The organism is Lysinibacillus sp. UBA5990 (genome assembly GCF_002429815.1).
In the GTDB taxonomy this organism is placed as follows: Bacteria; Bacillota; Bacilli; order Bacillales_A; family Planococcaceae; genus Lysinibacillus; species Lysinibacillus fusiformis.
The window spans coordinates 89,247-101,351 of sequence record NZ_DJAY01000003.1; the positions used below are offsets into that span (position 1 = coordinate 89,247).

Here is a 12,105-nt window from a genome sequence, read left to right on the forward strand (position 1 = left end):
CTAAGTAAAGTTTGAATTTGGAAAACAACACAAAGAAAGCCCCATGAAGAGCTTTCTTTTGTAAATTATTTCACAAACCATTTCTCAAGATCATCATATTTTAGTAGGTTTGCAGTAATGGCACCAGACTGCCAATAAGTTCGATCAGCAATATAAACTTGCCCATTTTTTACAGCAGGAACTGTTTTCCAAAGTGTACTATTCAACCATTTAATCGCCTCTTGATTTTCCTCGGTTTCCCAATTGCCATTTGAAGGGAAGAGTATAATATGATCAGCATCTAATTCTGGAATAGCTTCTTCAGACAAGACTTCGTGGAACTCTGTCATATCACGAGCTAATGGATGTGGAGTTAAACCAGCTTCCGTATAAATGTATCCCGTGTAGCGATTTTTCATACCGAATAATGCCAATGTTTTATCTGCAACATTTAGACGAACAACGGCTACAGTTTCGTCACCAACTGATTCATCTAACTTATCTTTTAAATTAGTAACACGTTCCTCATATTTATCAACGATTTCAGTTGCTTTCTCAGGGATATTTAAAACATCAGCTATCGTTTTCACAATTTCACGTGGATCTTGTAGTATTTCTTCTTTTAAGCGATAAGTAGGTGCAATCTTTGAATATTCTTCATACTTTGCCTTATCTGCTGCACCATCTACAATGATTAAATCCGGCTTAGCTTGAAGTAACGTTTCTATACTACCTGTAACGTCAAACTCAGGTACGTCTAAGCCTAAATAATCTTGTTTACCCCAGGAAGGGTGATACCATTGCACAACAGGCTTGACATCTAAGGCAGTTAAATAATCTTCCATATAGATGGCTGCTACTCGCTGTGGATTTGTTGGAATTGTTATTTCTCCAAATTCATCCTCTACAACTCGTGTATTTTCTTTTGTTGGATTCTCACTCTCAGATTTTTTTTGTGCTTCATTTGAACCACAGGCACTTAAAACGAACATCAGTACAAGGAAAAGTACAAATGTAAAATATCGACTGATACGCATGGCAATTCACTCCTATAAATTTACTAAAACAGATTGAATGTTATCTTAATTTGGAATGATAATCATTCTCGTTTTATTCAAATAAATTATAGGATACAACATAAAAACAAACAATACATATTTTCTACATCTTTTTTATACAAAATGAAGTTTAGAGCACTATTGTTTCTTTTTATCAAAAAGTAGCCATAAGAGTGTAACGACCGCTGCAAGCATAACCATAAAGAATCCATAAAGAGGAGTGTGTGCTAATGATTGATGACGAATAATAAAGCCTCCAATATATGAACCTAAAAAGATGCCTACGTTAAAAGCAGAAATATTTAATGCTGAAGCCATCGAAATGGCAGATGGCACATATTTTTCGGACAGGAGAACAGCATATAATTGCAAACCTGGGACATTCATGAACATAAATAACCCCATTGTCAGTACCATGATTAGCCCTATAATCGGTGATTCAAGAGTGAAACCAATGCCAAGTAACGCCAAGGCAAGTCCCACAAAAATAATAAAGATGGAGCGTAATGGCTTTTGGTTAGCAAAATGGCCGCCTAGTGTATTACCAATAGCAACGCAAATACCATAGACAACTAGAATAATGATTACGGTATGTGGCGAGTAACCCATATATTGTTCTAAAATGGGTGAAACATAGGTGTAGACAACAAAAGCACCACCATAGCCGATTGCAGTAATGAAAAGTATTAATAACATGCGGATATTGCCTAATACTTTGCCAATATCGTGTAAAGAAATCGGATTACCTTTAGATAATTGATTAGGTACTAACAAAGCATTACTTATTAAACCGATAATTCCAATCATGACAATAAAAATGAACGACATACGCCAGTCAGTTACTTGACCAATAAATGTACCAAGTGGGACACCTGTCACAGTAGCTAATGTTAACCCAGTAAACATAAAGGCAATGGCACTTGCTCGTTTATTTGGTTCAACTACATCAGCGGCTATAACAGAAGCGATCGACATAAACACACCATGTGCTAATGCAGAAATAATACGACCTATAATCAGTATGGAGAAAATAGGTGCGATAGCTGCAGTTAAATTACCGATAATAAAAATGGTCATAACGAGTAATAAAACAGTTTTTCTACTTAGGCGAGATGTGAAGGCAGTTAATAATGGAGCCCCAATAGTAACGCCCAGTGCGTATATTGAAACAGTTAAGCCAGCTGTGCTTAAAGATATACCGAAGTCATCCGTAATTAATGGTAGAAGCCCGACACTGATAAATTCAGTGGACCCTATACCAAATGCACTGATTGCAAGTGCTAATAAAGTTAATGTAGCATTTGGCTTTTTTGATTGTGACATACTAAAACGATCTCCTTTGATTTTTTTCATCGTGTGTAGTACTATTCATACATACCAAAAAGGCACGTAGAGTACTTTTAGTTACTTTTGAATATTACAGGGGGTTTACGATGCAAAAAGTTTATAATATTGGTGTTGAAGCTACGCTTGAAGTTATTGGTGGTAAATGGAAACCGATTATTCTTTGTCATTTAAACCACCATGGTAAAATTCGTACAAATGAATTTCGGCGATTGATTCCGGGGATTTCACAAAAAATGCTCACAAATCAATTGAGAGAATTGGAGCAAGCCGGATTAATCCATCGAAAGGTCTTTAATCAAGTACCACCAAAAGTTGAATATTCCTTAACGTCTTATGGACACGGTATGGAACCTATTTTGAACATGCTTTGCACTTGGGGCGAAAAGCATGTTGAATTATTACAGGATAAAGGTGAAGATGTACTGTTAAAACAACGTGATGAAGATATCGCCATGCAGCAAACATCGTAATGAGGGGAGAAAGAGACTGTCATATTGAAGACAGTCTCTTTTCCTTTTTGCACAGCTTATAAAGCAAAGTCAAATTCATTTGGATTAGGTCCGACACGTTGTTCAAGATTCATCGCATTGATAATAGCCATGTCTTCATCTGTTAGCTGAAAGTTGAAAATATCAGCGTTTTGCATCATACGTTCTCGACGTACAGATTTAGGAATAGTGATAATCCCATTTTGTACATCCCAGCGTAAAATAACTTGGGTATTTGATTTACTATATTTTTCTGCTATTTTTGAAATGGTTGCATCTTCAAGAAGTCCACCTTGCATTAATGGTGCCCAAGCCTCAAGTTGAATTTCGTGCTTGTCGCAAAATGAACGAAGCTCAGCTTGCTGTAAGCGTGGATGGAATTCCACTTGATTCACAACCGGCTTCACACGTGCAAATGATAGTAGGTTTTCCAAATGCGCAACAGTAAAATTACAAACACCAATTGCTTTGATCTTACCTTGATCATATAGGTCCTCTAGCGCTTTCCAAGATTCAGCATACTTATCTTTCCCAGGCCAATGAATAAGGTAAAGATCTAGATAATCCAGCCCAAGTTTTTCTAGGCTTTCCTCATAGGCAGTAACGGTTTCCTCATAGCTTAGTTCGTCGTTCCAAACTTTTGATGTTATAAATAAATCTTCACGTTGCAGGTTAGTTGATGTTAGCGCCTGTTTAATACCTTCCCCGACACCAGCTTCATTGCCATAAATTGCGGCAGTATCAATGCTACGATAACCAACTTCAATAGCATCTTTAACCATCTCAGCTGTAGCATCATTCTCTACTTGAAAAACACCTAACCCCATTCCAGGCATTTGTAGCCCATTATTTAATGTGATTGTATCTTGTAAATGAGTAATCATTTTAAATCCTCCATGTTTTGTTATTGCTTTTTCATTATGCTGCCAATATACCTTCAAAAAAAGTACGCACTTTTTTGTGTCATAGAAACGTAGAGGTAACTTTTGTGAGCTAACAATGGTTAGAGGGATAAAAATATTGGTCATTAAATTAGTTAAGCCCCTTTAATTGACCACATCTACTAGTAGCTGTGCCAAGATAATGGCCATGCATGGCTTTATTTCAGTAATAAAAGGAAATGTTTGTTCGATGGAGAATATATGTAGTAATACTATAAAAAGGGGTTTGGCAGATGAATCGTTTAAATTTAATTACATTAGGTGCTAAAGATATGGTGGAGTCTCTCGCTTTTTATCGAGATGGTCTAGGTTTTGAGGTTGTAGTTTACGGAGAGGAAACAAATCCTGATGTTATGTTCTTTAATAATGGAGGGACAAAAATATCACTATTTCCAATTGAAAGATTGGCTAAAGATATTAATGAAGCAAACCCACCTGAAATTGGCCATGGCTTTGGTGGAATCACTCTTGCTTATAATGGTAAATCAAAAGAAGAGGTGGACAGTATTTTTGCATTAGCCAAAAAGGCTGGCGCAAAAATTGTTAAAGAGCCCGAAACTGTATTTTGGGGTGGTTATAGTGGCTACTTCCAAGATCCGAATGGCTTCTATTGGGAAGTTGCTTACGGCGATATGTGGCAGTTCGATGAGAACGATATGCTAATTATTCAATAATGGTCATATGTAATTCACATAATAAGATCGTTTATTTTGGAATAAGTGGGGGATTCCTATAAGGCGACGACTCCAGAGAAAAGCGACAGTGTTACTATATTTCATTGTAGAGAAGACTGTAGACAAGCTCAATATTTATAAGAGTTTGTCTACAGTCTGAAAATAGCTTGTTGTTGAGCGATATAGTGATGCATTTAACAATAATTTCTTCTCATTAAATCCACAAAGTTTTGAGCGGCTTTTGATAAGTAATGATTTTTCAACCATACGAGTCCTACAGAGGTGGATAATTCTTCTGACGGTATTTTGTATGCATGAAGTGGTAAATCTCCATATTGCTTTAGAATAGTTTCGGGTACGATAGAGGCGCTAAATCCCGTAGCAATTAAATTCATTAAAAGTGTGGTATCTGAACATTCACCCACAATGTGGGATTGTAATTGGAAGCGGGAAAAGGCTTCTAATATTGAATAGTGAACGCCTAACCCTTCAGTACTTGGTAAAAGGAGTGGCCAGTTTTGAATTTCTGCCAGTGTCACCTCATGTTCAAGCCGATCATTTTTATCGGATTGAATAAAGTAAAATGGCTCTGTATACATATGAAGAACAGAGAAATCATCCAATTCTAAAGGTAATCGAATGATAGCCAACTCTACTATACGGTCTCTTACAAGCTTACATAGATAAGAGGATTCATTTTGCTGGATCTTATAAGTTACCTTGGGATATTGTTGTTGAAATTGATGTAATAATGGAGGGAGCTCAACTACCGAAAACGTATTAATGCCTAATGTTAATCGTCCATGAATGCCTAAACCTACATCTTTAACTTCCGCATCAGCTTCCTTCATTAATTGAGCAATCTGAAGTGCGTATTTATATAAGGTTTTTCCAGCCTCAGTGACTTCGAAATATTTTCCGCTTCTCTCCACTAGTTTTGAGCCTAGTTCTTCTTCCATCGCTTTTAAATGCTGGCTTAATGGAGGCTGGGAAATATGTAGCCTTTCAGCCGCAGCAGAAATCTTTTTTTCCTCTACAATCGCAATAAAATATCGTAGTTGTCGAATATCCAATTAAAAGTACACCTCCCTATTATTCGAAAAACCTAAGTAAAACATATTTTTTTAATATTTTTCATATAGTTAGTGCCATGTTAGCATATTTGTATAAAAGAAAAAAGGAGATACATTTCCTTTTTCTCGCACCTACCAATGTGTGAAAGGGACAACCACTATGACAACTAAAACCATATTTCCACTTCTATTAGTTTATATGTTTCTCGCTATGCTTGGTGCAGGACTTGTCATACCGATTCTCCCACAGTTACTGATCGAGTTCGGTGCAAATGGTAAAGCAGCAGGGTATTTAGTATCTGCTTTCGGAATAACTCAATTTTTATTTTCGCCTATAGCTGGGGGGCTTTCTGATAAGTATGGTCGGAAGCCAATGATCATTGGTGGTCTTATTTTGTTTGCGTTATCCAATTTAGTTGGAGCTTTAGCAAGCGATTTCACCATTTTTCTTATTTCACGTTTTATTGGGGGAATGGGATCAGCAGCATTGGTTCCTTCTATAATGGCTTACATCGTAGATATTACCATCGAAGAAAAACGATCGAGGGCGATGTCGTTTTTAGGAGCATCCATGTCTTCAGGATTTATCGTTGGACCAGGCTTAGGAGGGCTGTTAGCTGAATTAGGTACAAGAGCACCATTCTTTACTTCAGCTATTGTGGGTGTTTTAGCAGCCATTAGCTGTTTATTTTTATTACCTGAATCACAAAGGACTACACGATATGTTGAATCAAATTTAAAAAAGGAAAATATATTTCAACAGCTTGCACAATCTATTAAATCTCCCTATTTTATTTTGCTATTTATGGTATTTTCACTGACGTTTGGACTTGCTCACTTTGAAACAGCTTATCCGTTAGTAGTCACGCAGAAGTATGGTTTTACGACTAGACAAATTTCTATTTTATTTATGGTTTGTTCCTTCGTTGGAACAGTGAATCAATTATTATTAACAAGCTGGCTTACTAAAAAGTTTGAGGAAAAGCATATTATTAGTAGTATGCTTCTATTTTCGGCTACGGCGCTTGTTCTCTTACTGCTGTCCGCTAATTTTTACTACATCATGGTAATAACGATGCTATACTTCTCATTTAATAATATTTTACGGCCAACCATTAATACTCTTTTATCGAAAGAGGCAGGGAATGAACAGGGCTTTGTGGCAGGTTTAAACAATGCTTATATGAGTCTCGGGCAAATTTTTGGGCCAGTACTTGCCGGAATATTATTTGATCTTCATTTGAATCTCCCGTATTTATTTGGAGCATTGGTCCTAATCGTAAGTAGCGCTATCTCTATGAAACGAATAGGAAAGAAGCGGAGAGAGCCATTACAACACAAAAGTACGATGCAATAGCAAATTCTGCATCGAAGTAGGAGCTGAACATCTACATGATAAAAAAATAGATCATAGTATGTTTAGGAATCGTGTTACTCCTCCAAGAATAACAATCCATTTTTATATGCGGGTGCAGAAGGCAATATGGATATTTTAAAACTCGCAAATCATGCAGGAGCTGATCTGACGCTAACCAATCGCTATAGGAGAACAGCTTTAATTCACGCATCAGAGCATGGTTATGTAGAGAATGTTCGAGAAATTCTGGAGCATACAAATCTCGATGTAAACCGTATGAATAAACCAGGCTGGACGGCATTGTTAGAAGCAATCTATGGGGATGGTGGTTCAAAATAACAGGAAACTATTCAAGCGGATGTTCATTTGGCAGATGTAGCATGCACAAACTCGAGATTCCGTTCAAGCTGGGGCAAAATAATAGATATGTCTACAGATTGGAATGTTCGATTCGGGCTACAACGTTTTGTAAACAGAAAGCGCAACTTTTTCAAGCGATAAAAAGTTGCGTTTTTTTCATGCTCTCATAAAAAAATAGGAAGAAAATAAGTTGAGGATTACCATATAATAACCATGTATGGAATTTATCTTGTACTTCATTTTAAGATAAATGTATAATGCAAAATATGGTATTTTAGTATATCTTTCAAATAGACAAAGGAGGGTGAAACATTGATTCGTATATTATACATAGAGGATGAAAAGGAAATAGGACATTGGGTTAGTAAAGAGTTAACTGAAAGGGGCTATGAAGTAACATGGCTAGAGTCTGGGGACGGTATTGAACAACATATTGCCTCAAAGGATATTGCTATACTGGATGTGATGTTACCTGGGTTAGACGGCTTTTCCATCGGTAAAAGAATTAAACGGGAAAATAAAGAACTGCCGATTTTAATGCTATCGGCGAGAACTGCAGTTGAAGATAAAATAGAAGGTTTAAATTTCGCAGATGATTATTTAACAAAGCCTTTCCATCCAGATGAATTAGTAGCAAGGCTTGAAGTATTACTGAGAAGATACCAAAAAAATGATGATGTGCTAGAACTACAGCATCTTAAAATGTATACAAAAGATATGAGAATTATTAATACATTGATTGATGAAGAAATTCTCTTGACGGGTAAACAGTTTTATCTTTTACAGTATTTTATTCGCCATCTCAATCAAATTTTAACGAAAGAGCAACTTTATGAGGGCGTTTGGGGTGAAAGCTATATCGAAGGTGATAAAACATTGATGGTACATATTCGGTATTTAAGAGAAAAGATAGAAATAAATCCCGCAAAGCCTATGATTATCGAAACGATTCGAGGGATTGGGTATAGGGTGAAACTATGAAATTCTTTCGATCACTATTAGCTAAATATATGTTGATCATTATATTAGCCTTATCGATTGTTCAAATTTCTTATATGGGAACAGCTATGTTTGTATTAGGAATTACGAAGACAGGGGTAGGAGAGTTTTCTAGTGAGGTCCTTTTGGAAAGTGAAATTGAGGAGCAATGGCACGCTCAGTCTAAAAATATAAACAATGTATCAAATGATGCCATTACCCAACTTTTTCAAAAGTGGCAAGAGCACTTACCTACGGCTTCTATGTTCTGGATAAGTGAAGACGGGACATTATTGACTACGGTAAATGTACAGGAGGAGCTTCCAGCAAAGTGGACTCCTGCATTTACTACTAAATTTATAAAACAGCGGTATGGAGGAGACCCATTTACCGTTATTGCTTTCTTAGGTGATGATGTATCCAATGGCTTTATTGTGTTAGAAGTTCCAAGAAACGTATTTAATCCGCCACTTATCAATATTTATGAAAACTATGGTAACCTCTTATTTTTTGGTGTTATTGCGATTATTTTATTTTTCATTGTCGTATCATTGTTATTTTTCAAAGGAATCCGAAAGAGACTTTTACATCTTCAAGATGCCATGGAAATACGGGATGTAGATGGTTTACCTATTGAAATCCATGTGAAAAAAAAGGACGAAATTGGGCAACTGGAGCATAGTTTTAACAGAATGGTTTGTGAGCTGAGAGAAAGCAAACAGCGTCAGCAAAAAGAAGAGCAACTAAGAAGAGAGCTAATTGCGAATCTTTCACATGATTTGCGAACACCTTTAACAAAGGTAAGAGCTCAATCTTACTCCATTAGCAAAGAAACATTGTCAGAGGAAGGTAAGCAGGCGTTACGGGCGATGGAAACATCTATCGTGAATATTGATGCTTTAATTGAAAATCTAATGTCCTACACATTGCTAATGGCAAGTAAATATAAATTTGAACCGAAAGAAATCAATGCTATTCGTTTTGTTCGAGAGCACCTGACGACATGGTACCCAGTTTTTGAGCGAGAGGGATTTACCATTGATATTGAGCTACAAGCATTTGAACATCATGAATGGTGTGTAGACCCCATTTGGTTAGGACGTATATTAGATAATCTTTTCCAAAATGTACTGCGACACGCCAATAGCGGGAAATATATAGGTGTGAAAACAGAGTCGACAGCAAGTTATACGGCATTTATTATCGAGGATCATGGAAATGGTATGAAAAATGAATCAAATGCAAAGGGTGCAGGGATTGGCTTATCCATTGTAGATGTTATGGTAAAGGGCATGCATTTAGATTGGGATATTTGTTCAGATTCATCGGGTACAAAAATTATAATAAAACATGCAAATCCATCTGCGAAGCTTGATCAGTAAAAAGCTCGCAGATTTTTTTATGGAAAAAATACTTTTTTTAAACAAAATTTAAACTTAGCCCTTACCTGTTTTTAAACTTCTATTCTTATGATAGTTAATGAGGTGAGGATATTGGAATATATCGTACAAACACAAAATTTATCAAAATACTTTGGAAAAGAACAAGCTGTATCAAATATAAATTTGCAAATACGCAAAGGTGAAATTTACGGATTTTTAGGACCTAATGGAGCGGGGAAAACAACAACGATTCGCATGCTTCTTGGTCTAATGAAACCATCCTCAGGGACAATAAAAATTTTTCAAAAGGACATTGCGAAGGACCGTATTCAAATTTTAGCGAACGTAGGCTCATTAGTTGAAAATCCATCGTACTATCCACATTTGACAGCCTATGAGAACTTGGAGGCACTACGAAAAATACTAGGTGTGCCAAAAACTAGAATTGATGAAGTTCTACAAATTGTTCGTTTGAAGGAAGTTGCCAACAAGAAAGTAAAGGGTTTTTCACTAGGAATGAAGCAACGTCTTGGTATTGCGGCTGCTTTATTGCACAACCCAGAGTTACTCATTTTAGATGAGCCGACGAATGGTCTCGATCCTTCAGGTATTATTGAAATTCGCAATTTGATTAAAAGGCTACCGAAGGAATACGGCATGACCATTATTATTTCCAGCCATTTATTATCAGAAATCGATCAAATGGCTACACAGGTAGGCATTGTTTCTAGGGGAACATTGATTTTTCAAGATTCCATTGAAGAAATGCGTAAATTTGCACAACCAAAAGTTATTTTTAAAGTTAGCAATAGCGAAAAAGGATGGCGTTCTCTTCTAGCAAATGGCATTAAGGCTGACTATCAGGATGGTGTCATTTTCTTAGAGGAATGCTCTGACGAAAAAGTAGCCCATATTGTTCAGGTACTTGTTCAGGAGGGTGTTTCGGTATTTCGAGTAGAGGAAGAGAAACGCTCATTGGAGGATATTTTCCTGCAAATGACGGCGGGAGAGCTAGTGCTATGATGGGTAAATTATTAACTGCTGATTTTTTAAAGATTAAACGCAAAGGTTTATGGTTTTTAACGCTTTTAGGTCCCGTTGGCGTAGTTGCTCTGCAAATGGTCAATTACGGTGTGAGGAAAGACTATCTTTTACAGCAGAGCGAGGATGATTGGGGTTATTTTTTACAAAATATTCATTCCTTTACACCGCTGGCTGTTGTACTAGGTATTGCTATCCTCACGTCATTCATGGCGAGTATTGAAAACGAGACAAATGCGTGGAAACAGCTCATCGCCTTACCTGTTTCTAAATTATCCGTGTATTTATCTAAATTTACAGTATTGGCGATTCTGTTATTTTTGTTTTCAACACTGTTGATGCTTTTCACACTGAGTTACGGACTATTTTTAGGCTTAGGTGAACCGGTACCTTACTTAGAGCTCGCCAAGTATAGTTACTTCCCAGCTCTAGCAGCATTGCCAATTCTTGCTCTTCAACTGTGGATTGCAAGTGTTTGTCATAACCAAGGTATTCCTATTACTGTAGGTATTTTCGGAGTCATTTTTGCTTATTCCTCCTATGTTTTACCGGATTGGATGATATGGAAGTGGCCTTCGTTGATGAATCAATGGGATGAGCCGATCATCAATGTCATGTTAGGAGTAGGAATTGGTATCTTCCTCTATATTGTTGGCATGATTGATTTTGCAAGAAGGGACGTGAAGTAAATGACGGCTATACTGGGAGCTGAATGGTTTAAGTTACGTAAGTCAAAAATGGTACCGATTATTTTAGCAGCACCAATTATTGGGCTATTTATCGGATTATCCGCCAATTTAGAGGATAATATGGCAGGAGTACCAATCAATGAATGGTATATTGCATTGTTCTCCATGAATTTAACATATGCTTTATTATTTTTACCACTTATTACGGGGGTTTTTGCTAGTCTCATCTGTAGGTATGAACATCAATCTGGTGGCTGGAAGCAGCTATTAGCATTGCCTGTAACGAGGGGGAAAGTATTTGTCGCTAAATATGTGTTGATTGTACTGCTTGTTATGGCGATGCAGTTATTGTATTTATGTTCAGTTTTTGCTGTTGGGATGATCAAGGGCTATACGGATCCTTTTCCAATGGAGATTGTATGGAAAAGCATTGTTGGGGGATGGGTAGCGACATTGCCTTTAATAGCCCTTCAATTATGGATGTCGATCATGTTTAAAAGTTTTGCTGCTCCTTTTGCAGTCAATGTGGTATTTACATTACCCTCTATTTTTGCTATTAATTCTGAACGTATTGGACCTTACTATCCTTGGGCACAGCCCTTTTCAATGATGTATATTGGTGACAGCAGAGACGATGTATTTTTTGTGCCATGGGAGCAATTGTTAACAGTTGTCGGTGGTGGCTTCATCCTATTTTTCCTTGGTGGGTATTTCTACTTCCAACGAAAAGCCATTTAA

12 protein-coding genes and 1 pseudogene are annotated in these 12,105 nt (G+C 36.8%); 9 read left to right on the forward strand and 4 right to left on the reverse strand.

The features are described from left to right. Positions 1-65: 65 nt before the first annotated feature. Entirely contained in the window at positions 66-1,016 is a 951-nt protein-coding gene (locus B3D94_RS01870) for an ABC transporter substrate-binding protein (RefSeq protein ID WP_069482967.1), read from the reverse strand. Between the two features lie 159 nt (positions 1,017-1,175). Continuing rightward, on the reverse strand, positions 1,176-2,360 hold the full coding sequence (locus tag B3D94_RS01875) for an MFS transporter (protein WP_069482966.1): 1,185 nt from the start codon (positions 2,358-2,360) through the stop codon (positions 1,176-1,178). Positions 2,361-2,470: 110 nt separating this feature from the next. On the opposite strand from B3D94_RS01875, the gene B3D94_RS01880 reads away from it, so the two are divergent. After that, complete coding sequence (locus B3D94_RS01880) at positions 2,471-2,854, forward strand: winged helix-turn-helix transcriptional regulator (protein WP_008175386.1); 384 nt, start codon at positions 2,471-2,473, stop codon at positions 2,852-2,854. Positions 2,855-2,910: 56 nt separating this feature from the next. On the opposite strand, the gene B3D94_RS01885 is transcribed toward B3D94_RS01880, so the two are convergent. After that, a complete protein-coding gene (locus B3D94_RS01885) occupies positions 2,911-3,756 on the reverse strand; it encodes an aldo/keto reductase (protein WP_291754081.1) in 846 nt (281 codons plus the stop codon). Positions 3,757-4,046: 290 nt separating this feature from the next. Between B3D94_RS01885 and B3D94_RS01890 the strand changes: the two genes are divergently transcribed. Beyond that, the gene (locus tag B3D94_RS01890) at positions 4,047-4,487 is read left to right on the forward strand and encodes a VOC family protein (protein ID WP_069482964.1); all 441 of its coding nucleotides are present in this window, start codon (positions 4,047-4,049) and stop codon (positions 4,485-4,487) included. 194 nt (positions 4,488-4,681) lie between these two features. Here the strand turns inward: B3D94_RS01890 and B3D94_RS01895 are convergent, their stop codons facing one another. Then, positions 4,682-5,560: a LysR family transcriptional regulator gene (locus tag B3D94_RS01895; RefSeq protein WP_291754084.1), complete on the reverse strand. Its 879-nt coding sequence runs from the start codon at positions 5,558-5,560 to the stop codon at positions 4,682-4,684. 160 nt (positions 5,561-5,720) lie between these two features. On the opposite strand from B3D94_RS01895, the gene B3D94_RS01900 reads away from it, so the two are divergent. The 7 genes and pseudogenes from B3D94_RS01900 (at position 5,721) to B3D94_RS01930 (ending at position 12,105) form a co-directional block, all read left to right on the forward strand. After that, positions 5,721-6,917, forward strand: coding sequence for an MFS transporter (locus tag B3D94_RS01900; protein ID WP_291754087.1), 1,197 nt, complete (start codon positions 5,721-5,723; stop codon positions 6,915-6,917). A 90-nt stretch (positions 6,918-7,007) separates the two neighbouring features. Continuing rightward, positions 7,008-7,253: pseudogene (locus tag B3D94_RS01905) on the forward strand (ankyrin repeat domain-containing protein); the annotation flags it as partial. Positions 7,254-7,589: 336 nt separating this feature from the next. Then, the gene (locus B3D94_RS01910) at positions 7,590-8,258 is read left to right on the forward strand and encodes a response regulator transcription factor (RefSeq protein WP_069482960.1); all 669 of its coding nucleotides are present in this window, start codon (positions 7,590-7,592) and stop codon (positions 8,256-8,258) included. Beyond that, the gene (locus B3D94_RS01915) at positions 8,255-9,637 is read left to right on the forward strand and encodes a sensor histidine kinase (protein WP_291754089.1); all 1,383 of its coding nucleotides are present in this window, start codon (positions 8,255-8,257) and stop codon (positions 9,635-9,637) included. Before B3D94_RS01910 ends, B3D94_RS01915 begins: the two co-directional genes overlap by 4 nt. 111 nt (positions 9,638-9,748) lie before the next feature. Next, positions 9,749-10,660, forward strand: coding sequence for an ABC transporter ATP-binding protein (locus B3D94_RS01920; protein ID WP_069482958.1), 912 nt, complete (start codon positions 9,749-9,751; stop codon positions 10,658-10,660). Next, on the forward strand, positions 10,657-11,367 hold the full coding sequence (locus B3D94_RS01925) for an ABC transporter permease (protein WP_291754095.1): 711 nt from the start codon (positions 10,657-10,659) through the stop codon (positions 11,365-11,367). Before B3D94_RS01920 ends, B3D94_RS01925 begins: the two co-directional genes overlap by 4 nt. Then, positions 11,368-12,105, forward strand: a complete 738-nt coding sequence (locus B3D94_RS01930) for an ABC transporter permease (protein WP_291754097.1) — start codon at positions 11,368-11,370, stop codon at positions 12,103-12,105.